Source organism: Dietzia sp. 2505, assembly GCF_040546785.1.
GTDB lineage: Bacteria > Actinomycetota > Actinomycetes > Mycobacteriales > Mycobacteriaceae > Dietzia.
Genome location: NZ_JBEPON010000002.1, coordinates 209,104 through 233,207, shown reverse-complemented (window position 1 = coordinate 233,207; position 24,104 = coordinate 209,104). Strand labels below are relative to the sequence as shown.

Sequence of the window (24,104 nt, the reverse complement as noted above, 5' to 3'; positions counted from 1 at the left end):
CGGTCCGAAAGCTATCCCTTTAACGAGCCGTCCAGCGAGGCGGACAAGGAGGTGGTGATCGGTGAGCGCTGACGGTTCGGAGACGACCTCGGTATCACTCTTCACGTCTGACGACGTCGCCAGGACCATATCCCGCCTGGCACACCAGATCATCGAACGCACGGCCGCGGACGCACCGGACTCGGGTCCGGTCGTCCTGCTCGGCATCCCCACCCGCGGCGTCCCGCTCGCGCACCGTCTGGCCGAGCGCATCAGGGAGTTCAGCGGAGCCGCCGTACACGCCGGTTCACTCGATGTGACCCTGTACCGCGACGACCTCGCCGGTGGCCCCCATCGCCCGATGAGCCCGACCACGGTCCCGGCGGAGGGCATCGACGGAGCGACCGTCATCCTGGTCGACGACGTCCTGTTCTCCGGCCGCACCATCCGGGCCGCCTTCGACGCGCTGCGGGACCTCGGCAGACCCGCACGAGTCCAGCTCGCGGTCCTGGTCGACCGCGGGCACCGCGAACTCCCGATCCGCGCGGACTACGTCGGGAAGAACGTCCCCACCTCGCGCGAGGAGGGCGTCTCGGTGCAGCTCACGGAGACGGACGACGTCGACGCCGTGGTCCTCAGAAGGCCGACACCGGAGGACGCCAGGTGAAGCATCTGCTCTCCGCCGCCGATCTGGACCGCGACGCGGCGCTGTCGATCCTGGACGAGGCGAGCCGTCTCAAGGAGACGCTCCTCGGGCGCGAGGTCCGCAAACTGCCCACCCTCCGGGGCAAGACCGTCCTGACGGTGTTCTACGAGAACTCCACGCGCACGAGGGTCTCCTTCGAGACCGCCGGCAAGTGGATGAGTGCCGACGTCATCAACGTCTCCGCGAGCGCATCCTCGGTGCAGAAGGGGGAGTCGCTGCGGGACACGGCCATGACACTGACCGCGGTCGGCGCGGACGCGCTCATCGTGCGTCATCCGGCCTCGGGGTCCGCCCTCCAGATCGCCGGCTGGGTCGCCCCCGGCGGTGCCGGTCCCTCGGTCATCAACGCCGGTGACGGCATGCACGAGCACCCGACCCAGGCGTTGCTGGACGCGATGACCATCCGCGAACGACTGGGGGGGATCGAGGGCCGCCGAGTGGTGATCGTCGGCGACATCCTGCACTCGCGGGTGGCCCGGTCGAACGCGCTGCTGCTGTCGACGCTCGGCGCCGAGGTCGTGTTGGTCGCGCCACCCACCCTGCTGCCGGTGGGGGTCGGGGACTGGCCGGTCCGGGCCTCGACGGACCTCGACGCCGAGCTCGCCGGCGCGGATGCGGTGATGATGCTGCGTGTCCAGGCCGAGCGGATGAACGGCGGGTTCTTCCCGTCCGCCCGCGAGTACGCGGTGCGGTACGGCCTGGGGCCCGCGCGTGCGTCCCGGTTGCCCGAGAACGCGGTCGTCCTTCATCCCGGACCGATGGTCCGGGGGATGGAGATCGGGTTCGACACGGCCGACGCCCCGTCGTCGGCGATTCTCCAGCAGGTCACCAACGGCGTCCACGTGCGCATGTCGGTCCTGCTCCACACCCTTGTCGGAACGGAAGGAAACCCCGAGTGAGCGCCCTCGAACCCCCGACCCTGCTGCTGCGCCGGGTCCGGCCCTACGGGGAGGGCGATCCCGTCGACGTGCTCGTCAGGGACGGGCTCATCGCCGCGATCGGACCGGACGCCGGTGACGATCTCCCTGACGACGCCGAGACCCACGACATGGCCGGCGCCGTCCTGCTGCCCGGGTTCGTCGACCTCCACACCCACTTGCGCGAGCCCGGACGGGAGGACACCGAGACGGTGGCCACCGGGTCGGCGGCGGCGGCGCGCGGCGGGTACACCGCGGTGTTCGCCATGGCCAACACCCAGCCTCCGCAGGACAACCAGACCGTCACCGACTCCGTGTGGCGGATCGGCCGGTCCGTGGGGCTGTGCGACATCCACCCGGTGGGAGCGGTCACCGTCGGACTCAAGGGGGAGCAGCTCACCGAGATGGGCCAGATGGCCTCCGGCGAGGCCCGGGTCAGGATCTTCTCGGACGACGGCATGTGCGTCTACGACCCGCTGGTGATGCGCCGCGCCCTCGAGTACTCGGCGGGCCTCGGCGTGCTGATCGCACAGCACGCGGAGGAGCCACGCCTGACCAAGGGTGCGGTGGCACACGAGGGGCCCACCGCCGCCCGCCTCGGACTGACCGGATGGCCGCGTTCGGCGGAGGAGTCCATCGTCGCGCGCGACGCGATCCTGGCCCGGGACGCCGGCGCGCGCGTCCACATCTGCCACGCCTCCACCACGGGCACGGTGGAGCTGCTGAAGTGGGCGAAGGCGCAGGGGATCTCGATCACCGCGGAGGTCACCCCCCACCACCTACTGCTCGACGACACGAGGCTCGAGTCGTACGACGGGGTGTACAGGGTCAACCCGCCGCTGCGCGAAGCCCACGACACTCTCGCCCTGCGTGACGCGCTCGTGTCCGGGGTGATCGACTGCGTCGCCACCGACCACGCCCCCCACGCCGCCCAGGAGAAGTGCTGCGAGTTCGCGGCCGCCCGCCCGGGCATGCTCGGGTTGGAGACCGCGTTGCCCATCGTGGCGGCCCTCCTGGTCGAGTCGGGGGAGATGGGCTGGCGCGATCTGGCCCGCGTGATGAGCACGCGGCCCGCCGAGATCGCCGGTCTCACCGACCAGGGACGACCGATCGAGGTCGGGGAACCCGCCAACCTCGCCGTCGTCGATCCCGACTCCCCGTGGACCGTCGTCGGGGAGGAGCTCGCAAGTCTGTCCGCCAACACCCCCTACGAGGGGATGACGTTCGCCGCCCGGGTCGTGGGCACCGTATACCGGGGCCGCATGACCAGCCGCGACGGAGAGGTACTCGCATGACACAGGACGTCTGGACCCTGGTGGCCGTGATCGTCGTCTTTCTCGGCCTGCTCGGGTTGATGGCATGGGGCTGGCGGAACCGCAGCCGCTCCCAGGCCGGCCTCTTCGACACCCTGCCGGAGGTTCCCGCCGAGACCGGTGACGTGGTGCTGGGACCGCTGACCGGCGTGTACATCGGCAGCACAGTGGCGGGTGACTGGCAGGCGAGGATCGCCCGGGCACCGCTCGGGCACCGCTCGGCCGCCACCCTCACCGCGTTCACCGGGGGACTCCGGCTCGACCTCGCCGACGCCACAGTATGGATCCCCCGCGCCGACCTGGTGGACGTGCGACGCGCGTCCGCCCTCGCCAACAAGACCGTGCCCGGTGGCGGGATCCTCGTCGCCCGATGGCAGGTCGACGGCCACGACGGCCCCACACTGATCGACTCCGGCTTCCGGGCCGACGACAAGGACTCGTACCCCCGCTGGGAGGCCCTGCGCGGCGACGCCACGCCGCCCACCCGGCCGGACACCCCCCGCAACACCTCCGAGGAGAAGAAGTGACACCGCACAACGGAACCACAGTCGCACCGGGGGGCCGCGCACCCGCCGCCCTCGTCCTCGAGGACGGCCGCATCCACCGCGGCACCGCGTTCGGGGCGACCGGGACCACCCTCGGGGAGGCGGTCTTCACCACGGGGATGTCGGGGTACCAGGAGACCCTCACCGACCCGTCCTACCACCGGCAGATCGTCGTCAGCACCGCTCCGCAGATCGGCAACACCGGGTGGAACGACGAGGACGGTGAGTCGCTGCTCGTCGGCCGGAACGGCGGCGGTCGGATCTGGGTGTCGGGTCTGGTGATCCGGGACCTGTCACGCCGCGCCTCCAACCACCGGTCCGAGCGCACGCTCGAGGACGAGTTGCTCGCCCAGGGCATCGTGGGGATCGCCGGGGTGGACACCCGGGCGGTCGTCCGCCACATCCGGGATCTCGGGGCCATGAAGGCCGGCATCTTCTCCGGCGAGGACCTGGTGGACGACGAGTCGATGCTCATGACCGTCCGGGCCCAGGAACCCATGGCCGGCGCGTCGCTGGCCGAGGCCGTCTCGACCGACACCGCCTACGTCGTCGAGCCCGAGGGGCGGGCACGCTATTCGGTGGCCGCGCTCGACCTGGGCATCAAGACCAACACCCCCCGCATGCTCACCGCGCGCGGCGTGCGGGTCCACGTGCTCCCGTCGGACGCGACCCTGCAGGACGTGCTCGACCTCGATGTGGACGGGGTCTTCCTGTCCAACGGCCCCGGGGATCCGGCCACCGCCGACGCCGCCGTACACCTGACCAAGGAGGTCCTGAGCCAGGGGATCCCGTTCTTCGGGATCTGCTTCGGCAACCAGATCCTGGGCAGGGCGCTCGGGCTCGAGACCTACAAGATGAGGTTCGGCCACCGCGGGATCAACATCCCGGTGGTCGAGAAGGCGACCGGGAGGGTCGCCATCACCTCCCAGAACCACGGATTCGCGCTCCGCGCCCCGGAGGCCGAGACCTGGGAGACACCCTGGGGTACCGCCACGGTCACGCACGTGTGCGCGAACGACGGGACCGTCGAGGGGGTCGCCCTCACCGACGGCTCCGCCTTCTCCGTCCAGTACCACCCCGAGGCCGCGGCGGGTCCCCGTGACGCCGCCGACCTCTTCGACCGCTTCGTCAGCCTGCTCGACTCAGCAACCGGTGACACCTCCGACAACGGTTCCGCAGACTCCAGAAAGGGCTCGAACTGATGCCCCGCCGCACAGACATCAACCACGTCCTCGTGATCGGTTCCGGCCCGATCGTCATCGGTCAGGCCTGTGAGTTCGACTACTCGGGCACCCAGGCGTGCCGGGTGCTCCGTGCCGAGGGACTGCGCGTGACGCTGGTCAACTCCAACCCGGCCACGATCATGACCGACCCGGAGTTCGCCGACAGCACCTACGTCGAGCCGATCACGCCCGAGTACATCGACAAGATCTTCGTCAAGGAGGCGGCGGACGGACACCCCGTCGACGCCGTCCTCGCCACGCTGGGAGGCCAGACGGCGCTCAACGCCGCCATGCAACTCGACGCGCAGGGGATCCTGACCAAGCACGGCGTGGAGCTGATCGGCGCCGACATCCCCGCGATCAACCGCGGTGAGGACCGACAGACCTTCAAGGACATCGTGGCCAGCGTCGGCGGCGACTCTGCACGCAGCGCCGTCTGCCACACCATGGACGAGGTCCACGCGACCGTCTCGGAACTGGGTCTGCCCGTCGTGGTCCGTCCGTCGTTCACCATGGGCGGTCTCGGCTCCGGCCTGGCCTACACCACCGAGGACCTCGAGCGGATCGCCGGCGGCGGGCTCTCCGCCTCGCCCACCGCGAACGTCCTCATCGAGGAATCGATCCTCGGGTGGAAGGAATATGAGCTCGAGCTCATGCGCGACAACAAGGACAACGTCGTGGTGGTGTGCTCGATCGAGAACGTCGACGCACTGGGCGTCCACACCGGCGACTCGGTCACCGTCGCCCCGTCGATGACGCTGACGGACCGCGAGTACCAGGACATGCGCGACCTCGGGATCGCGATCATCCGCGAAGTCGGCGTCGACACCGGCGGCTGCAACATCCAGTTCGCCATCAACCCCGTCGACGGTCGCCTCGTGGTGATCGAGATGAACCCACGCGTCTCACGGTCCTCTGCGCTGGCGTCCAAGGCCACCGGGTTCCCCATCGCCAAGATCGCCGCCCGGCTCGCCATCGGCTACTCGCTCGACGAGATCACCAACGACATCACCGGCGAGACCCCGGCGTGCTTCGAGCCGACCCTGGACTACGTGGTGGTCAAGGCCCCCCGCTTCGCGTTCGAGAAGTTCCCGGGTGCCGACGACACACTCACCACCACCATGAAGTCGGTGGGCGAGGCGATGAGCCTGGGCCGCAACTATCGCGAGGCGCTGGGCAAGGTGATGCGCTCGCTGGAGACCAAGGCGGCCGGCTTCTGGACCCTGCCCGACGAGACGATCGCTCCCGGTCGGTCGACCGACGTCGACGCCGTCCTCGCGGACCTCGTGCGCCCGACCGAGGGCCGGATGTACGACGTGGAACTGGCGCTCCGCCTCGGCGCGACCGTCGAGCAGGTCCACGAGGCCTCGGGGATCGACCCGTGGTTCCTCGAGGAGGTCGCCGCGCTGGTCGAGCTCCGACAGGAGATCGTCGACGCACCGGTGGTCGACGAGGCGCTGCTGCGCCGCGCGAAGCACAACGGACTGTCCGACGCCCAGGTGGCGGCTCTGCGGCCCGAGTTCGCGGGCGCCGAGGGCGTCCGGCGTCTACGTCACCGGCTCGGCGTGCGGCCCGTCTACAAGACGGTCGACACCTGCGCCGCGGAGTTCGAGGCAAAGACCCCGTACCACTACTCGACCTACGAACTCGACCCCGCGGCCGAGTCCGAGGTCGCCGCCCAGACCGAGCGCGAGAAGGTCATCATCCTGGGCTCCGGACCCAACCGGATCGGGCAGGGCATCGAGTTCGACTACTCGTGCGTCCACGCCGCGCTCACGTTGTCCGAGGCCGGGTACGAGACCGTGATGGTCAACTGCAACCCGGAGACCGTCTCGACCGACTACGACACGGCGGACCGTCTGTACTTCGAGCCGCTGACGTTCGAGGACGTCATGGAGGTCTACCACGCCGAGTCCGAGTCGGGAACCGTCGCAGGAGTCCTGGTCCAACTCGGCGGCCAGACCCCGCTCGGCCTGGCGGCACAGCTGGAGGAGGCCGGCGTCCCGATCGTGGGCACCAGCCCGTCGGCCATCGACCTCGCGGAGGACCGGCGTGAGTTCGGCGAGGTCCTGGTGAGGGCCGGTCTGCCCGCACCCGCGTTCGGGACGGCCATCAACGCCACGGAGGCCACGGAGATCGCGGCGCGCATCGGCTACCCCGTCCTCGTCCGACCCTCGTACGTGCTGGGCGGGCGGGGGATGGAGATCGTGTACGACGAGTCGTCGCTGCGGTCGTACATCGAGCGCGCCACCGAGATCAGCCCGGACCGTCCGGTCCTGGTCGACCGTTTCCTCGACGACGCGGTCGAGATCGACGTCGACGTGTTGTGCGACGGTACCGAGGTCTATCTGGGTGGGGTCATGGAGCACATCGAGGAGGCCGGCATCCACTCCGGGGACTCCGCGTGCGCGCTCCCGCCCATCACCCTGGGACAGGACGACATCGACCGCGTCCGCCGCTCCAGCGAGGCACTGGCGTTCGGCATCGGCGTCAAGGGATTGATGAACGTCCAGTACGCGATCAAGGACGACGTCCTGTACGTGCTCGAGGCGAACCCCCGGGCCAGTCGCACCGTGCCGTTCGTGTCCAAGGCGACCGGAGTGCACCTCGCCAAGGCGTGCGCCCGCATCATGATGGGTGAGACGATCGCCGAGCTCAAGGCCGAGGGGCTCCTCCCGTCCGACCGGGACGGCGGCTCGCTCCCGGCGGACGCGCCGGTCGCCGTCAAGGAGGCGGTCCTCCCGTTCAACCGTTTCCGCACCCCCGAGGGCAACCCCGTGGACTCGCTGCTCAGCCCGGAGATGAAGTCGACCGGTGAGGTCATGGGCATCGGACCCAACTTCGCCGTCGCCTTCGCCAAGGGTCAACTCGCGGCCGAGGGCGTGCTCCCGACGTCGGGGACCGTGTTCGTCTCGGTCGCGAACCGGGACAAGCGGTCCATGGTGTTCCCGGCACAACGCCTCGCCGCGCTCGGGTTCACGGTCCTTGCCACCGAGGGCACCGCGCTCATGCTGCGGCGCTACGGGATCGCGTGCGAGACCGTGGCGAAGCTGACCGAGGCCGGGGGCGGGCCGGTCGACGAACAGGGCGACCCGGTCCGGACGATCGTCGACCGGATCAACGCCGACGAGGTCGACCTGATCCTGAACATCGCCTCGTCCACCGGGGGTACCCGCGCCGACGGGCACGAGATCCGCTCGGCCGCGATCACCCGGAGGGTCCCGTGTATCACCACCGTGCAGGGCGCGACGGCGGCGGTGCACGGTATCGAGGCAATCCGGCGCGGTGACGTCACGGTGAGCCCCCTCCAGGAGCTGCACAGCGGGTTCGCCGCCCGATGACCGGGGGCACGCCCCGAGACCCCTTCGGTGCGCGGCTCCACTCGGCCGTCTCCGCACGCGGGAACCTCTGCGTGGGCATCGATCCCCACCCGGCGCTCCTCGAGTCCTGGGGGCTGGGGGTGGACGCCGCGGGGGTGCGCGAGTTCTCCCGCCGGTCCCTCGAGGCGTTCGGGGATCTCGTGCCGGCGGTCAAGCCCCAGGTGGCGTTCTTCGAGGAGCACGGTTCCGCGGGTTTCGCGGTCCTCGAGGAGGTCCTGGCGTCGATCGCCGAGTCGGGAGCGCTGTCGATCGCGGACGCCAAGCGCGGGGACATCGGTTCCACCATGGCCGGGTACGCCCGGGCGTGGTTGGCATCGGACTCGCCACTGGCCTGCGACGCCCTGACCGTGTCCCCGTACCTGGGGGTGGGCTCGCTGGAGGCCGCCTTCGACACCGCATCGGCGAACAACCGGGGGCTGTTCGTCCTGGCCCGCACCTCCAACCCCGAGGCGGGGGGGTTGCAGGCGGCCACCGGACCCTCCGGAACGGTCGCGCAGTCGGTCGTGGACGAGGTGGGCCACCGGAACACCGCGTCGGGGCCCGGCACGCCGGGTTCGTTCGGTGTCGTCGTGGGCGCGACGGTCGCCGACCCTCCGCGACTGGACGGGCTCTGCGGCCCGGTCCTCATGCCGGGAGTGGGGGAGCAGGGGGGGACGCTCGCGGACGTCCGGAGGATCGCCGGGCCCGCGTTGGCCCACACCCTCGTCAACGTCTCCAGGCACGTCCTGCGGTCGGGCCCGGACGTCCGGGCGATGCGGGCGGTGGTCCGCGATCTGGCCGGGACCTACCGTTTCGTCGGGTCCGCGTGAGCGGTCCGACGCCCCGGCGGAACGCTGGCGTCACACGGGACGGCTGGCGTCACAGGGGCCACGTCGCCGGGGGCACATGCCGTGACCCGGTCGCCCCATTTAGGGCGGTTCGGTTCGCGGGAGCGCGCGACCGGCGTTAGTCTTCTCCTCACCTCACACGTCAATCCGCAGTTCAGGCGGGGTGCCACGCCGGGCCCCGCGCGACGACGAGGCCATTCGGCCGCGTACTGTTGCTGAGGTCATCAGGCCCGACGCCGTGCCGGTCTCCCGCGAGGGGGGCGGAATCGCCCGGGTACGGTGAGCACGAGGGAGCGCCCGCTCCCGGCATGAGCCGCAGCCCGCGGACGCGCCGGGGTCGGTCACCGCACACCACACGTGGATGTCCTACGGTGGACACCCGCGTGAGTCATGAGACACACACGAACGAGACGGAGGAATTGTGGCCCTTCCCCAGTTGACCGATGAGCAGCGTGCCGCTGCTCTGGAGAAGGCGGCTGCCGCCCGTCGCGCCCGGGCTGAGCTCAAGGAGCGCCTGAAGCGTGGTGGCACCGACCTCAAGCAGGTGCTCAAGGATGCCGAGAGCGACGAGATCCTCGGCAAGATGAAGGTCTCGGCGCTGCTCGAGGCCCTGCCCAAGGTCGGTAAGGTCAAGGCTCAGGAGATCATGACCGAGCTGGAGATCGCACCGACGCGTCGCCTGCGTGGTCTCGGAGACCGCCAGCGCCGCGCACTGCTCGAGCGGTTCGACTTCACGGTCGACTGATCGACGCATGAACACACCGTCATCCGGGGTCTCGTCCCCGGAAGCGACGGCGAAGAGGGGCCGGCTGATCGTCTTGGCCGGCCCCTCCGCCGTCGGCAAGTCAACCGTCGTGGCACGCCTACGTGACCGCGTTCCGGACCTCTACTTCAGCGTCTCCATGACCACCCGGGACCCACGTCCCGGAGAGGTCGACGGGCGCGACTACCACTTCGTCAGCACCGAGGAGTTCCGCGAGGCCGTCGACCAGGGTCGGATGCTCGAGTGGGCCGAGATCCACCGGGGCCTCCAGCTCTCGGGTACCCCGGCCGACCCGGTCCGTCGCGCCCTCGACGAGGGCCGGCCGGTCCTCATCGAGGTCGACCTCGCCGGAGTCCGGCAGATCCGCGAGTCCATCCCCGAGGGACGCACCGTGTTCCTGTCCCCGCCGTCGTGGGAGGAACTCGAGGTCCGCCTCCGCGGCCGGGGTACCGAGCCGCACGAGGTCGTCACCCGCAGGCTCGAGACCGCGAAGGTCGAGATGGACGCCCGCGAGGAGTTCGACGAGGTCGTCGTCAACGACGAACTCGAGGTCGCGGTCGATGAGTTGGTATCATTGCTGGTCGGCCAAGACTGACGCCGAATCAGACGCTAGAGCACCACCCAGGCCAGAGCACCACCCAGGCTGTACCCAGAGGAGAACCCATAGTGGCCACCATCGAAGCCGCAGCGGCAGCCCCGTTGTACGACACCCCGATCGGCATCACCAACCCCCCGATCGACGAGCTCCTCGAGCGGGCGTCCTCCAAGTACGCCCTGGTGATCTTCGCCGCCAAGCGCGCACGGCAGATCAACTCGTACTACAACCAGATCGAGGAGGGCATCCTCGAGTACGTCGGTCCCCTGGTCGACCCCGGTCTGCACGAGAAGCCGCTCACGATCGCGCTGCGCGAGCTCCATTCCGACCTGCTCGACTGCGCCGAGGGAGAGTGACCCACTCCGGGGGCGACGTGCGCCGCACGCGCGTCGTCGTCGGGGTCGGCGGTGGAATCGCCGCCTACAAGGCCTGTGGCCTGATCAGACTCCTCACGGAGTCGGGGTGCCACGTCGACGTCGTCCCCACCGAGGCGGCGCTGCGGTTCGTCGGGTCCGCCACCTTCGAGGCACTGTCGGGGAACCCTGTCTCCACCGGGGTGTTCTCGGACGTGCCGTCGGTCCGCCACGTCGCCCTCGGGCAGCGGGCGGACCTGGTCGTGGTCGCCCCCGCGACCGCCGACCTGCTCGCGCGGGTCGCCTCCGGGCGCGCGGACGACCTGCTCACCTCCTCACTGCTGACCGCGCGGTGCCCCGTCCTGCTCGCGCCGGCGATGCACACCGAGATGTGGGAGCACCCGGCGACGAGGCGCAACGTCGACACCCTCCGGGGTGACGGCGTGCACGTCATGCCGCCCGCATCCGGGAGACTCACCGGGGCCGACACCGGCGCCGGCCGTCTGCCCGAGCCGGCCGACATCGCGCGTCTCGCGAGACTCCTGCTCGACGGTGGGGGGCTCCCGTGGGACCTGGCCGGTAGGCAGGTCGTGGTGACGTCCGGCGGTACCCGCGAGGAGATCGATCCCGTGCGGTTCCTCGGCAACCGCAGTTCCGGGAAGCAGGGGCACGCGATCGCCGCGGTCGCGGCGGCGAGGGGAGCGCGGGTCACGCTCGTGACCTCCTCCGACCTGCCGGTACCGGCGGCCGTGGACGCGATCCACATCGACTCCGCCCGCGAGCTGCGGGACGCCACCCTCGCCGCCGCGGCCGACGCGGACGTCGTGATCAAGGCCGCGGCGGTGGCCGACTTCCGCCCGACCGACGTGTCGTCCTCCAAGCTCAAGAAGGGCAGCGGGTCAGAACCGGCCGAGATCCGGTTGGAACGCAATCCGGACATCCTCGCCGAGCTCGTCGCCGGCCGCGGGTCCGGGGACGTCCCCGCGGACTGCGTCCTGGTCGGGTTCGCCGCCGAGACCGGTGACTCCTCGGGATCGGTCCTCGACCACGGCCGGGCGAAGCTCTCCCGGAAGGGGTGCGACCTCCTCGTCGTCAACGAGGTCGGGCGCGACACCACCTTCGGGCAGGACGTCAACGGCGGGTGGATCCTCGACGCCGCGGGCGGGGAGACGCCGGTGGACAGGGCGAGCAAAGATCTCCTGGCCAGCCGGATCCTCGACGCCGTGGTGTCCTGGGCCGCCGCCCCATCCGGGCGAACCACCACGGACCGCACCGACTAGTCTGTCCCCACGCGATCGACCGATCACACGCATCCGGCACCAGGAAGAGAGAACCACTGTGACGCAGGCACGTCGGCTGTTCACCAGCGAGTCCGTGACCGAGGGGCATCCGGACAAGATCTGTGACGCGATCTCGGACGCCATCCTGGACGCGATGCTGACGCAAGACCCCGAGGCCCGCGTCGCCGTGGAGACCATGGTGACCACCGGGATGGTGCACGTGGCCGGCGAGGTCAAGACGACTGGCTACGTGGAGATCCCGCAGCTCATCCGCGAGAAGATCGTGGAGATCGGATACGACTCCTCCGACAAGGGCTTCGACGGCGTCTCCTGTGGTGTCTCGATCTCGATCGGGCAGCAGTCCCCGGAGATCGCCCAGGGCGTGGACACGTCTCACGAGGCACGGACCTCCGCCGATCCGGTCGAGGACGCGATCGCCCGCCAGGGCGCGGGCGACCAGGGCCTGATGTTCGGTTACGCGTGCTCGGACACCCCGGAGCTCATGCCGCTGCCCATCGCTCTGGCGCACCGCCTGTCCCGCCGGCTGACCGAGGTCCGCAAGGACGGCACGTTGGCCTACCTGCGCCCGGACGGCAAGACCCAGGTGACCATCGAGTACGACGGCGACCGCGCGGTACGCCTGGACACGATCGTCATCTCGACGCAGCACGCGCCGGAGATCGATCTGGAGACGACGCTGCGCGACGACCTCACCGAGCACGTCATCGGCCCGGTCCTGGCAGAGGCCGCGGCCGGTATCGAGACGGGCGATCTCCGCCTCCTGGTCAACCCGACCGGACGGTTCGTGTTGGGCGGCCCGATGGGCGACGCCGGCCTGACCGGTCGCAAGATCATCGTGGACACCTACGGCGGGATGGCCCGTCACGGCGGTGGCGCGTTCTCCGGCAAGGACCCGTCCAAGGTCGACCGCTCCGCGGCGTACGCCATGCGGTGGGTCGCCAAGAACATCGTCGCCGCCGGCCTGGCCGAGCGGGTCGAGGTCCAGGTCGCCTACGCGATCGGCAAGGCCGCGCCGGTCGGACTGTTCGTCGAGGCGTTCGGGACCGAGAAGGTCGACATCGCGACCCTGCAGGAGGCCGTTACCGAGGTGTTCGACCTGCGTCCCGGCGCGATCATCCGCGACCTGGACCTCAAGCGTCCGATCTACGCCGGGACGGCCGCCTACGGTCACTTCGGCCGGACCGATCTGGACCTCCCCTGGGAGAGGACCGACCGCGTCGACGAGCTCAAGCAGGCCGTGGGGCACTGACGACCGTCCCGGTTGTCGGAGCGGGGTGCGAGAATCCGAGGCCGTGACCACGACGCGCCCAGCGGCCCGGGTCGCGGCGGCCCAGGCCCCCGTGGCCCGGGTCCTGCCGCTGCTCGGGGTTCCGCATCTGGACCGGGAATTCGACTACCTGGTCCCGGAGTCACTGGCCGACGATGCGATCCCCGGTACCCGGGTCCGCGTGCGGTTCGCCGGCCGCCTGGTCGACGGATACCTCGTGGAGCGCTCGGACGAGACGGATCACCGCGGGGAGCTCGCGTGGCTCGAGCGCGTCGTCTCGCCGGAGCCCGTGCTCACGCCGGAGTTGCTCCGGCTGGTCGACCTGGTCGCCCGACGGTGGGTGGGCGTGCGCTCGGACGTCCTGCGACTGGCGATCCCCCCGCGGCACGCCGCGGCCGAGAAGTCGGTGCCGGACCGCGAACCGCCGCTGGGTGTGACGGAGGGCCCGGTCGAGATCCCGGTCGGCTGGGGCGACCACCCGATGGTGACCCGGTTCCTCGACGCGGCGACCGGCGGGGTCCCCGCGCGGGCCGTGTGGACCGTGCCGCCCGGACGGGACTGGGCGCGCGCACTCGCCGCCCTGGCGGACTCCGTCAGGCGGAGGGGCCTGCAGGTGTTGCTGATCGTCCCTGACCAGCGGGACGTCGACCGGTTGACCGCGGAGTGTCGGCAGATCGTGGGCGGGGGCGCGGCGGGGCGGGACCTGGTGGTCGACCTGTCCGCGGGGATCGGCCCCTCGGCCCGGTACCGACGATGGCTGCGGGCGATCCGCGGGCACGCCCGGATCGTGGTGGGGACCCGCAGCGCCGTGTTCGCACCGCTCCCGGAGCCGGGGCTGATCGTGCTGCACGACGACGGCGACGACTCGTTCGTGGAGCCGCGCGCCCCCTATCCGCACACGAGGGAGGTCGCCGCTCAGCGGTCCGTGTTGGACGGCACCCCGCTGCTGCTGAGCTCGGTGGATCGGACCCCGGAGGTGGCCGAGTACGTGCGGTCGGGGTGGGCACACGAGATCCGGCCGGAACCCGGGCTCGTCCGCGCGCTCGCCCCGCGCGTCGTCGCGTTCTCCGACGCGGATCCGACCCAGGCCCGTGATGTGGCCGGCGGACGGACCCGGTTGCCCGCGGTGGCGGTGACGATGGCCCGGGAGGCCGTCGACGTGGACGCCCCGGTGCTCGTCCAGGTCCCGAGGAAGGGGTACATCCCGACCCTGCTGTGCGGGTCGTGCCGGACCCCGGCCCGGTGTCGCCGGTGCAACGGTCCGCTCCGCGCGGGGCGGATGGACGCGGTGTACGGCCCCGTGGATCTGGCCTGCGGCTGGTGCGGAGCCCCGGAGCCGGGTTTCCGGTGCGTGGCCTGCGGCTCGCGGGCCCTGCGCGCGGGTGTCGTGGGCGCGGGCCGGACTGCCGAGGAGCTCGGCAGGATGTTCCCCGGGGTCAGGGTGCGGACGAGCGGGGGAGGCGAGATCCTCGACACGGTGCCCGCCGCCCCCGCCATCATCGTGTCCACTCCCGGGGCCGAACCGGTCGCCGAGGGCGGATACGGAGCGGCGCTGCTCCTGGACTCGTGGGCCCTGCTGGGGCGCCCGGATCTTCGAGCGGTACAGAACGCCCTCCGGCACTGGGTGGGCGCCGCCTGCCTGGTCCGCCCGGCCGCCGACGGTGGCCGTGTGTTCCTGTCGGCGGATTCCGGGTCCCCGGTCGCGCAGGCCCTGGTGAGGTGGGACCCCCAGGGGTGGGCCGAGCGCGAACTCGCGGACCGCGCCGAGGTGGGGTTCCCGCCCGCCGTCCACATGATGGCGGTGGACGGCCCGGCCTCCGCCCTGGCCGAGATCCTCGACGAGCTCAGGATCCCGGACGAGGTGGAGGTGCTCGGGCCCGTCGACCTCCCACCGGGAGAGGAGTTGCCCGGACACGACGGGGTGGAGGACCCCGAGCGGGTGTTGCTCCGCGTCCCGCCACCACTGATCGGAGCGGTCTCCACCGAACTACGGGCGGTGGTCGTGGCGCGGTCGGGACGGCGGAACGCCGATCCCGTCCGGGTCCGACTCGACCCGGTACACATCGGCTGACCGGCCCGTGCGGTGGGTTGCTTGGAAAGCACCTAGAATGGGCGTTTCCCGTATCCCCGTCCGCGAGGAGTTCAGATACGCATGGCCGTCCATCCCGTCCGGCTCTTCGGTGATCCCGTCCTGAGGACCCCGACCGATCCCGTCACCTCGTTCGACGACAGGTTGGCGCGCATCGTGGCCGACCTCATGGACACGGTCCGCCACGAGGACGGGGCCGGGTTGGCCGCCCCCCAGATCGGCGTGTCCACCCGGGTGTTCGTCTACACCTGTGGAGGCCGGGAGGGCCACCTCGTCAACCCGGAGTGGGAACCGATCGGGGACGAGAAGACCCACGTCAACGAGGGGTGCCTGTCGATCCCCGGGGTCTCCGAGCCCACCGAACGCCACGCGCGTGTCGTGGCGCGCGGCGTGGACGTGCACGGGGAACCGGTGCGATTCGAGGCTGAGGGGATCCTCGCGCGCGCCGTGCAACACGAGACCGACCACCTCGACGGGGTCCTCTTCCTCCAGCGCCTCACCCCGGACCGGCGACGCTCGGCGATGGCCGGGATACGGTCGTCCGGATGGTTCGGTAGCGACGCCATCAGCGCCGGGGTCGTCTACGACCGACTCGCCGACGCGATGGCGGTGAGGTGACGGTGCGACTCGTCTTCGCCGGCACCCCACAGGCGGCCGTCCCCTCGCTCGAGGCCCTCCTGACCTCCGACCGTCACGACGTGGTGGCGGTGGTCTCCCGGCCCGATGCCCGGACCGGTCGCGGCCGGAGTCTGTCCCGCAGTCCCGTGGCCGCGGCCGCTGACACCGCGGGGATCGAGGTCCTCACGCCGCCCAACGCCCGCGACCCGCAGTTCGCCGAGCGCCTCCGCGAGCTCGCACCCGACGCGGTGCCGGTGGTGGCCTATGGGCACCTGGTGCCGCGACCCGTCCTGGACATCCCCGCACACGGCTGGGTGAACCTCCACTTCTCGCTGCTGCCGGCGTGGCGGGGTGCCGCACCGGTCAACGCCGCCATCGAGGCGGGAGACGAGGTGACCGGCGCCACGACCTTCCGCCTCGACGAGGGGATGGACACCGGTCCGGTGCTCGGGACGATGACCGAGACCATCCGTCCGCGCGACACCGCCGGTGATCTGCTCGGCCGACTGTCGGTGTCCGGCGCGGAACTGCTCCTGGCCACCCTGGACGCCCTGGAGGCGGGCGAGCTCCGCGCGGTCCCGCAGCCGAGCGACGGGATCTCCCGTGCGGGGAAGATCACCGTCGACGACGCGCGGGTCCGCTGGACCGATCCGGCGCTGGCGGTGGACCGCCACATCCGTTCCGTCACCCCGGCCCCGGGGGCGTGGACGACCCATGGCGGGGAGCGGGTCAAGATCGGTTCCACGACGCCGTCCGGCGAGGGGTCCCCGATCCTGGCGCCCGGGCGGATCCAGTGGGACAAGCACTCCTTCCTCGTCGGCACGGCCACCACTCCCGTCGTGGTGGACACTCTGCAGCCACCCGGGAAGAAGATGATGAACGCCGTCGACTGGGCGCGCGGGGCCCGACTCGACGACGGGGCGGAGTTCGCATGAGTGCCGACGGCGGGCGGGGTCGCGGTCCCGGAGGCAACGGCGGACACGGCAGCGGCAGGCAGAGCAGCGGCGGACCCGGACAGGGCCGTGGCGGACAGGGCCGCGGCGGGCAGGGCGGCGGCAGGTCGGGCGGGCGACGACCGGATGTTCCCCGATCCACCGATCGTCGGCGGGACGGGCCGGGACCTCGGCAGAGCCGCCCCGATGCCAGGACCGTCGCCCTCGCCGTGATGGCGGCGGTTCGCGAGCGCGCGGCGTATGCGAATCTCCTGTTGCCGTCCGAGCTCAGGAAGGCACGACTCGACACCCGGGACGCGGCTCTGGCCACCGAGCTCACCTACGGCACCCTCAGGACTCAGGGGTTGCTGGACCGCATCATCGCGGAGGCCGCCGGCCGATCGGTCGAGGAGATCGACCCACCGGTTCTGGACCTGGTGCGGCTGGGCGCCTACCAGTTGTTGTTCACCCGGATCGGGGCACATGCGGCTGTCGACACCAGCGTGGAGGCGGCACGGACGCAGGGTCTCGGCCGGGCCGGTGCGTTCGTCAACGCGGTGCTGCGCAAGGTCTCCGTACAGGACCTGGACGGCTGGGTCCGAGTGCTACGGAAGGACGTGAAGGACCCCGTCGCCCGGCTGGCGGTGGGCACCGCGCACCCAGAGTGGATCGCGCGTGCATTCGCCGAATCCCTCGGGGCGGACGCGGCGGAGCTGCCCGAGCTGCTGGCCGCCGATGACGCGCGCCCCAAGGTGCACCTGGCGGCGCTGCCCGGCGCCATCTCCGCGGAGGAGCTCGCGCTGGTGACCGGCGGCACCGAGGGTGTCGTGTCGCCGTACGCGGTCCACCTCGACTCGGGCGACCCCGGGACCCTCGAGGCGGTCCGCGATCGGCTCGCCACGGTGCAGGACGAGGGGAGTCAGGTCGTCGCGATCGCCGCATCCCGTGCACCGCTCGTCGGCGAGGACGGCGGCCGGTGGTTGGATCTGTGCGCCGGTCCCGGGGGCAAGGCCGTCATGCTGGGCGCGTTGGCCGAGATCGAGGGCGCGACGGTGACCGGTGTCGAGGTCTCCGACCACCGCGCCGACCTCGTGCGGGAGGCCACCCGGGACCTGCCGGTGACCGTACTCACCGCGGACGGTCGGGATCCCGGTCTGGAGCCGGGGTTCGATCGGGTCCTCCTCGACGCACCGTGTTCGGGTCTCGGCGCCCTCCGGCGGCGTCCCGAGGCCCGGTGGCGGAAGACCGCCGCAGACATCCCGGGACTGGTGGTGCTGCAGCGAGAGCTGCTGGAGTCCGCACTGCGTCTGGTGCGGCCCGGGGGCGTGGTGCTCTACGCGACGTGTTCCCCCCACCTGTCCGAGACGGTGTCCATGATCCGTGAGGCGAACCGGCGCGACGATGTCGAACTCCTCGACGTACGAGAGATCCTCGAGGGGATCGACGGTGCCTCCACCGAAGGCCTCGGAGACGGACCGTGGGTGCAGCTCTGGCCGCACCGACACGGCACCGACGCGATGTTCATGGCGGGGCTGCGCAGGGTCGCCTCCGACCCCACACCGCCGCCACGAGAGGACTGACAGTCGATGCCTTCAGCAGAGACGGAACAGGGCCGGGTCGACGCGACCTTCCTTTCCGGCGGAGCCGAGTGCGCGGCGTGGGTGTACCGCCCGGAGACCTCGTCGGACCCCGGTGAGACCGCCGCGCCGGCCATCGTCATGGCACACGGACTCGGGTGTATCCGCGATCTCCGACTCCCCGCCTACGCGGAGCGTTTCCGCGATGCCGGCTTCGTCGTCGTGGTCTTCGACTACCGGCACTTCGGTGCCAGCGACGGGCGGCCCCGTCAGCTCCTCGACATCGGCCGTCAGCTCGACGACTGGCGGTCCGCGCTCGCCTTCACCCGGTCGCTGGCCGGAGTCGACCCGGACCGTGTCATCGCGTGGGGCACGTCGTTCTCGGGCGGACACGTCATCACGCTCGCCGGCGCCGGGGAGCGACTCGCGGGGGTCGTCGCGCAGGTGCCGCATGTCAGCGGACCGGCCGCGGTCCGGGCGACGCCGCTGCGCTCGGCGGTCAGGCTCATCCCCGCGATCGTCGGCGACCTCTGGCGCGCGGCCCGGCGTCGGGAGCCCCGGTACGTGCCGCTGGTCGGGAAGCCGGGGGAGGCCGGTGCCATGACGAGTCCCGACGCCGACCCCGCGGTCGACCGCCTCTTGGCGGACTCCGGTCTGCGGCGTGGTGACTTCCCCGAGTACGTCGCCGCCCGGATCCTGCTGCGGATCGGCTCCTACTCTCCGATCCGTCGCGCGCGACGGATCGCGTGCCCCGTACTGGTGCAGATCGCCACCCGGGACGCCATCACGCCCGCCGCGACCGCGCGTCGGGCTGCGCGGCGGATGCCACGTGGGAGGTACCTGGAGTACCCGTGCGAGCACTTCGACCCCTACGTCGACCCGTACTTCGAGCAGATCGTGGCCGACCAACTCGAGTTCTGCCGCTCGGTCGTGGGCCCGGCCGCCTGAGAGTCCGGCCGCCTGGCAGCCCGAGGCGGCTCCGGTCCACGCCCAGGGACGTCCGCTCGCGCCTGCCCGCCTAGACTGGTCGGCATGTCGTACCAGCCGCTCATCGCGCCGTCGATCCTGTCCGCCGACTTCGCCCGCCTCGACCGCGAGATCGAGCGGATCCCCGCCGCGGACTGGATCCACGTCGACGTGATGGACGGCCACTTCGTCCCCAACCTGTCCTTCGGCGCCCCGGTCGCGAAGGCGGTCGGGAAGGTCACCGACAAGCCGATGGACTGTCACCTCATGATCACCGACCCGCTCCGCTGGGTCGGCGACTACGTCGACGCGGGTGCGGCCAGCATCACCTTCCACGTGGAGGCCACCGACGATCCGAAGGCCGTCGCCGATCTGCTGCACTCGCGTGGCTGCAGGGCGGGTGTCTCCATCAAGCCCGGGACCGCGGTCGAGCCGTACCTCGACCTGCTCGATCACGTGGACCTGGTCCTGGTGATGAGCGTCGAGCCCGGGTTCGGGGGCCAGTCGTTCATGCCGGAGGTGCTCGACAAGGTCCGCACGCTGCGCACGGAGATCGACCGGCGCGGGCTCGACGTGCTGATCCAGATCGACGGCGGGATCGACGCGCGCACGATCGGGGACGCCGCCTCCGCGGGCTGCGACGTCTTCGTCGCCGGATCCGCCGTCTACGGCGCGCCCGACCCCGACGCCATGATCGAGACCCTGCGCGCGGGGGCGGCGGACGCACGGGCGTGACGACGTCGGACGGGCCGCACGACGGTCGACGGCGCCGTGAGCGCGAGGTCCTGGCCGACGCCGTCGCCCTGTCGCGGTCCGCGCTGGGGGTCACCACACCCAACCCGCCGGTGGGCGCCGTGGTACTCGACGCCGCGGGTGCCGTGGCCGGACGCGGGGCCACCGAGGCGCCCGGAGGTCGGCACGCCGAGGTCGTCGCTCTCGACGCCGCGGGGGACCGGGCCCGGGGCGGCACACTGCTGGTGACCCTCGAGCCCTGCGATCACCAGGGCCGCACCGGCCCCTGTTCCGCGCGGGCCCTCGCCGCGGGCGTCGCGCGGGTGGTCTACGCGGTGGGAGATCCGAACCCCCTCGCCGCCGGCGGGGCGGAGACGTTGCGGCGGGCCGGGGTGGACGTGGCGCTGGCCGACGACGACGAGGTGGCCGCCGCCGAACAGGGTCCGCTGAAGGCGTGGCTGCACCGCCAACGCTCGGGCCGGCCGTTCGTCACCTGGAAGTACGCGGCCACCCTGGACGGCAGGGTGGCCGCGGCCGACGGAACCAGCCGATGGATCACCGGCCCCGAATCGCGACACCACGTCCACGGACGACGGCAGGAGATCGATGTCGTCGTCGTCGGTTCGGGGACCCGCGCCGCCGACGACCCCTCGCTCACCGCCCGGTCGGACGACGGCTCGCCCGCTGATCGGCAACCACTCCGGGCGGTGATGGGACTGACCCCGGTGCCCCCGGACGCCGCCGTGCGGGGTACCGACGGCCGGTTCAGGCACCTGGCCACCCGCGATCCCGCGGAGGCGCTCGCGATGCTCGGCGATGTCCAGCACGTCCTGGTCGAGGGCGGGCCACGGCTGGCCGGGGCGTTCCTCGCCGCCGGGCTCGTCGACGAGGTCGAGGCCTACCTCGCCCCGATCGTGCTGGGAGACGGTCGGTCCGCCGTCCAGGACGCCGGGGTCGGCACGCTCGCCGGCGCCCACGGCTTCGAGGTGCGCGAGAACGCGACCCTGGGACGTGATGTCTACCTCCGCATGATCAGACGCACCGCATGATCAGAAGCACCGCATGACCACATCCACGAGAGGACCACACTGATGTTCACGGGAATCGTCGAGGAGCTCGGCACGCTGGAATCGGTCGAGACCGTCGGGGACTCCGCGCGGCTGCGGATCCGCGGACCCCTCGTCACGTCGGACGCCCGTCACGGGGAGTCGATCTCCGTCAACGGCGTCTGCCTCACCGTCACGGAGTTCACCGCCGGAGAGGGCTTCGACGCCGACGTCATGGCCGAGACCCTGGACCGCACCGCCCTGGGTGCGCTGAGCCCCGGGGACCCGGTGAACCTGGAGCGGGCGATGCGGGCGGACGCGCGGTTCGGGGGTCACATCGTCCAGGGGCACGTCGACGGGACCGGCGCGGTGATCAGCAGGACGGAGCACGACCAGTGGCACGTCGTGCGCGTCTCGTTGCCGCAGGACCTGGCCCGCTACGTGGTGGAGAAGGGGTCGATCACGGTGTCGGGCACCTCCCTCACCGTGTCGGCGGTCAGTCCGCTGGACCAGCCCGAGCCGTGGTTCGAGGTCTCGCTCATCCCCACCACGCTGCAGGACACGATCCTGGGCGGCCTGACCCCGGGGGACGCGGTCAATCTCGAGGTCGATGTCCTGGCCAAGTACGTGGAGCGTCTGCTCGGCGGACGCGGTGGCCGGTCCCGGTGACCGGATGCGCCATACTTGTGGCCGTGCCCGCGGCCGACGCCCGGGTTTGATGAGTACCGAGGAGAACCCGCAGCAGTGACCACCTTCGACGGCATCGACCGCGCCATCGCCGACATCGCGGCGGGACGAGCCGTGGTGGTGGTGGACAGCGAGGACCGAGAGAACGAGGGCGACCTGATCTTCGCCGCCGAACTCGCGACGCCCGAGCTCATGGGCTTCCTCGTGCGCTACTCGTCGGGATACGTCTGCGTCGCGCTCGAGGCCGAGGACTGTCTGCGCCTGGATCTGCCGCCGATGCGGGCGATCAACGAGGACCGGCATGACACCGCCTACACGGTGACCGTGGACGCCCGTACCGGGGTCTCGACCGGCATCTCGGCCGCCGACCGCGCACGCACCGCCCGGATGCTGGCCTCCACCGAAGCCGTCCCCGGGGACTTCACCCGCCCGGGTCACGTGGTGCCGCTGCGCGCGCGGCCGGGCGGGGTGCTCACCCGGCCGGGTCACACGGAATCCGCGGTGGACCTCGCGCGCCTGGCCGGCCTGCGACCCGCCGGGGTGATCTGCGAGATCGTGTCCGAGGACGATCCGACCACCATGGCCCGTACCCCGGAACTGCGGCGTTTCGCCGACGAGCACGGCCTCGCGCTGATCACGATCGAGGCACTGCAGGACTGGCGGCGGGCGCACGAGGTGCAGGTGATCCACGAGGCCGCCGCGCGTATCCCCACCCCGGCCGGGACGATGACCGCCCACGGGTACCGAGACGTCCTCCAGGGGGTCGAGCACGTGGCCATGGTCGCCGGCGACATCTCGGGCGACGAACCCGTGTCGGTCCGCATCCACTCCGAGTGCCTCACCGGGGACGTCTTCCACTCGCTGCGCTGCGATTGCGGTCCGCAGCTCGACGCGGCCGTCGCCTCGGTGTGTGAGGAGGGGCGCGGGGTGGTCCTCTACATGCGCGGTCACGAGGGCCGCGGGATCGGCCTGGTGCAGAAGCTCCGCGCCTATCAGTTGCAGGACGACGGCCGCGACACCGTGGACGCGAACCTCGACCTCGGGCTGCCCGCGGATGCCCGGGACTTCAGCCTGGCCGCGCAGATGCTGCGCGATCTCGGGGTCACGCGCGTGCGGCTGATGACCAACAACCCCGCCAAGGCCGACGCCCTCCGTGCCGGCGGGGTCGAGGTGGTGGCGCGGGTCCCCATGCCCACCGCGGTCACCCCGGAGAACCTCCGGTACCTGCGGACCAAGCGGGACCGGATGGGTCATCTGCTCGAGGGCCTGGACGACGGGATCGACCCGGACACGAACGGAGAGGATCGGCGATGAGCGGCACCGGTAGGCCGGAACTGGTGATCCCCGACGCCCGCGGGCTGCGACTGGGCGTGGTGGCCTCCACCTGGCACGACGAGATCTGCGCGCAACTGATGGACCGGGCCCTCGCGGTGGCCGAGACCTCGGGCGCGGTGGTCACCGTCGCCCGTGTCACGGGGGCCGTGGAGCTCCCGGTGGTCGCCCAGGAGCTCGCCAGGTCGCACGACGCCGTGGTGGCCCTCGGGGTGGTCATCCGGGGCTCGACCCCGCATTTCGATTACGTGTGCAGCTCGGTGACCGACGGCCTGACCCGGATCGCGCTCGACGAGGCCACGCCGGTCGCCCACGGGGTCCTCACCACCGAGAACGAGTCCCAGGCCCGCGACCGTGACGGGCACGAGGGCGCCACCGAGGACAAGGGCGGGGAGGCGGTCGCCGCCGCCCTCCGGGCGGCCGTCACCCTGCGCGACCTCAGGGCCGGACGATGACCGGAGGTTCTGACATCGATCGCGCGGGCCTGACCCACTGGGACTTCGAGCACCGTCCACGACGACTCCGGATCGCCGTGATCGCGCTGGCGATCCTGATCATCGCCGCCCACGTCGTCTGGGCGGTCGTGCTGGTCCGCGACGACACCGGGGTCACCATCGGGATCGCCGACCAGCTCGCCTTCGTGGCGATCGGCCTGATCTTCGCCGGCGTCCTGCTCACCCTCCTCCGGATCAGGGTGCGGGTGGGCGAACAGGGGGTCGAGGTCCGCGGACCACTGCGGTCGCGGCTGTGGGACTGGCAGGACGTCGTGGGGATCACGTTCCCCCGGTCGAGCATGTGGCCGCGGCTCGAACTGCCGGCCTACGAGCACGTCGGCGTCTGGGCCATCCTCACCGTCGACGGTCAGGACGCGGTCGAGGCCATGGGAACCATGCGGGAGACGGTCCGCCGGTACAAGCCCTCGGCCGCCGACCCCGAGACCGTCGCCGACCGCTGAG

The 24,104-nt window shown here is 71.5% G+C and carries 23 protein-coding genes; all 23 read left to right on the top strand.

The genetic code is table 11. The annotated features are described in order from the left end of the window. Positions 1-61: 61 nt before the first annotated feature. The 23 genes from pyrR to ABIE38_RS04660 all read left to right on the top strand — a co-directional run bounded on the left by pyrR (position 62) and on the right by ABIE38_RS04660 (position 24,103). Positions 62-646, top strand: coding sequence for a bifunctional pyr operon transcriptional regulator/uracil phosphoribosyltransferase PyrR (gene pyrR / locus ABIE38_RS04770; protein WP_354054267.1), 585 nt, complete (start codon positions 62-64; stop codon positions 644-646). Then, entirely contained in the window at positions 643-1,584 is a 942-nt protein-coding gene (locus tag ABIE38_RS04765; protein ID WP_354054266.1) for an aspartate carbamoyltransferase catalytic subunit, read from the top strand. The genes pyrR and ABIE38_RS04765 overlap by 4 nt, the downstream gene beginning before the upstream one ends. Next, complete coding sequence (locus tag ABIE38_RS04760; RefSeq protein WP_354054265.1) at positions 1,581-2,897, top strand: dihydroorotase; 1,317 nt, start codon at positions 1,581-1,583, stop codon at positions 2,895-2,897. Before ABIE38_RS04765 ends, ABIE38_RS04760 begins: the two co-directional genes overlap by 4 nt. Continuing rightward, a complete protein-coding gene (locus ABIE38_RS04755; protein WP_354054264.1) occupies positions 2,894-3,442 on the top strand; it encodes a PH-like domain-containing protein in 549 nt (182 codons plus the stop codon). The genes ABIE38_RS04760 and ABIE38_RS04755 overlap by 4 nt, the downstream gene beginning before the upstream one ends. Beyond that, entirely contained in the window at positions 3,439-4,662 is a 1,224-nt protein-coding gene (carA, locus tag ABIE38_RS04750) for a glutamine-hydrolyzing carbamoyl-phosphate synthase small subunit (protein ID WP_354054263.1), read from the top strand. The genes ABIE38_RS04755 and carA overlap by 4 nt, the downstream gene beginning before the upstream one ends. Continuing rightward, on the top strand, positions 4,662-8,024 hold the full coding sequence (gene carB, locus ABIE38_RS04745; RefSeq protein WP_354054262.1) for a carbamoyl-phosphate synthase large subunit: 3,363 nt from the start codon (positions 4,662-4,664) through the stop codon (positions 8,022-8,024). The genes carA and carB overlap by 1 nt, the downstream gene beginning before the upstream one ends. Then, complete coding sequence (gene pyrF, locus ABIE38_RS04740; protein ID WP_354054261.1) at positions 8,021-8,872, top strand: orotidine-5'-phosphate decarboxylase; 852 nt, start codon at positions 8,021-8,023, stop codon at positions 8,870-8,872. The genes carB and pyrF overlap by 4 nt, the downstream gene beginning before the upstream one ends. 439 nt (positions 8,873-9,311) lie before the next feature. After that, complete coding sequence (mihF, locus tag ABIE38_RS04735) at positions 9,312-9,635, top strand: integration host factor, actinobacterial type (RefSeq protein ID WP_007631925.1); 324 nt, start codon at positions 9,312-9,314, stop codon at positions 9,633-9,635. 7 nt (positions 9,636-9,642) lie between these two features. Further along, positions 9,643-10,248 (top strand): guanylate kinase, encoded by a 606-nt coding sequence (gmk, locus tag ABIE38_RS04730; protein WP_354054260.1) that lies wholly within the window; start codon positions 9,643-9,645, stop codon positions 10,246-10,248. Positions 10,249-10,319: 71 nt separating this feature from the next. Further along, positions 10,320-10,604 (top strand): DNA-directed RNA polymerase subunit omega, encoded by a 285-nt coding sequence (rpoZ, locus tag ABIE38_RS04725; protein ID WP_107747549.1) that lies wholly within the window; start codon positions 10,320-10,322, stop codon positions 10,602-10,604. Continuing rightward, complete coding sequence (coaBC, locus tag ABIE38_RS04720) at positions 10,601-11,881, top strand: bifunctional phosphopantothenoylcysteine decarboxylase/phosphopantothenate--cysteine ligase CoaBC (RefSeq protein ID WP_354054259.1); 1,281 nt, start codon at positions 10,601-10,603, stop codon at positions 11,879-11,881. The genes rpoZ and coaBC overlap by 4 nt, the downstream gene beginning before the upstream one ends. Before the next feature lie 58 nt (positions 11,882-11,939). Continuing rightward, on the top strand, positions 11,940-13,151 hold the full coding sequence (metK, locus tag ABIE38_RS04715) for a methionine adenosyltransferase (RefSeq protein ID WP_354054258.1): 1,212 nt from the start codon (positions 11,940-11,942) through the stop codon (positions 13,149-13,151). 43 nt (positions 13,152-13,194) lie between these two features. Beyond that, entirely contained in the window at positions 13,195-15,240 is a 2,046-nt protein-coding gene (locus ABIE38_RS04710; protein ID WP_502914714.1) for a primosomal protein N', read from the top strand. A gap of 81 nt (positions 15,241-15,321) precedes the next feature. Continuing rightward, the gene (gene def / locus ABIE38_RS04705) at positions 15,322-15,876 is read left to right on the top strand and encodes a peptide deformylase (protein ID WP_354054257.1); all 555 of its coding nucleotides are present in this window, start codon (positions 15,322-15,324) and stop codon (positions 15,874-15,876) included. 2 nt (positions 15,877-15,878) lie between these two features. Next, entirely contained in the window at positions 15,879-16,811 is a 933-nt protein-coding gene (fmt, locus tag ABIE38_RS04700; RefSeq protein ID WP_354054256.1) for a methionyl-tRNA formyltransferase, read from the top strand. Beyond that, positions 16,808-18,388: an RsmB/NOP family class I SAM-dependent RNA methyltransferase gene (locus ABIE38_RS04695; RefSeq protein ID WP_354054255.1), complete on the top strand. Its 1,581-nt coding sequence runs from the start codon at positions 16,808-16,810 to the stop codon at positions 18,386-18,388. The genes fmt and ABIE38_RS04695 overlap by 4 nt, the downstream gene beginning before the upstream one ends. Positions 18,389-18,394: 6 nt before the next feature. Then, complete coding sequence (locus ABIE38_RS04690; RefSeq protein WP_354054254.1) at positions 18,395-19,333, top strand: alpha/beta hydrolase; 939 nt, start codon at positions 18,395-18,397, stop codon at positions 19,331-19,333. An 84-nt stretch (positions 19,334-19,417) separates the two neighbouring features. Next, on the top strand, positions 19,418-20,086 hold the full coding sequence (rpe, locus tag ABIE38_RS04685; RefSeq protein WP_354054253.1) for a ribulose-phosphate 3-epimerase: 669 nt from the start codon (positions 19,418-19,420) through the stop codon (positions 20,084-20,086). A 50-nt stretch (positions 20,087-20,136) separates the two neighbouring features. Next, the gene (gene ribD / locus ABIE38_RS04680) at positions 20,137-21,132 is read left to right on the top strand and encodes a bifunctional diaminohydroxyphosphoribosylaminopyrimidine deaminase/5-amino-6-(5-phosphoribosylamino)uracil reductase RibD (protein ID WP_354054764.1); all 996 of its coding nucleotides are present in this window, start codon (positions 20,137-20,139) and stop codon (positions 21,130-21,132) included. A 42-nt stretch (positions 21,133-21,174) separates the two neighbouring features. Further along, complete coding sequence (locus ABIE38_RS04675; RefSeq protein WP_354054252.1) at positions 21,175-21,798, top strand: riboflavin synthase; 624 nt, start codon at positions 21,175-21,177, stop codon at positions 21,796-21,798. 75 nt (positions 21,799-21,873) lie between these two features. Continuing rightward, a complete protein-coding gene (locus ABIE38_RS04670; protein WP_182609493.1) occupies positions 21,874-23,130 on the top strand; it encodes a bifunctional 3,4-dihydroxy-2-butanone-4-phosphate synthase/GTP cyclohydrolase II in 1,257 nt (418 codons plus the stop codon). After that, positions 23,127-23,603 (top strand): 6,7-dimethyl-8-ribityllumazine synthase, encoded by a 477-nt coding sequence (ribH, locus tag ABIE38_RS04665; protein WP_354054251.1) that lies wholly within the window; start codon positions 23,127-23,129, stop codon positions 23,601-23,603. Before ABIE38_RS04670 ends, ribH begins: the two co-directional genes overlap by 4 nt. Beyond that, a complete protein-coding gene (locus ABIE38_RS04660; RefSeq protein WP_354054250.1) occupies positions 23,600-24,103 on the top strand; it encodes a PH domain-containing protein in 504 nt (167 codons plus the stop codon). Before ribH ends, ABIE38_RS04660 begins: the two co-directional genes overlap by 4 nt. Position 24,104: the final 1 nt, after the last annotated feature.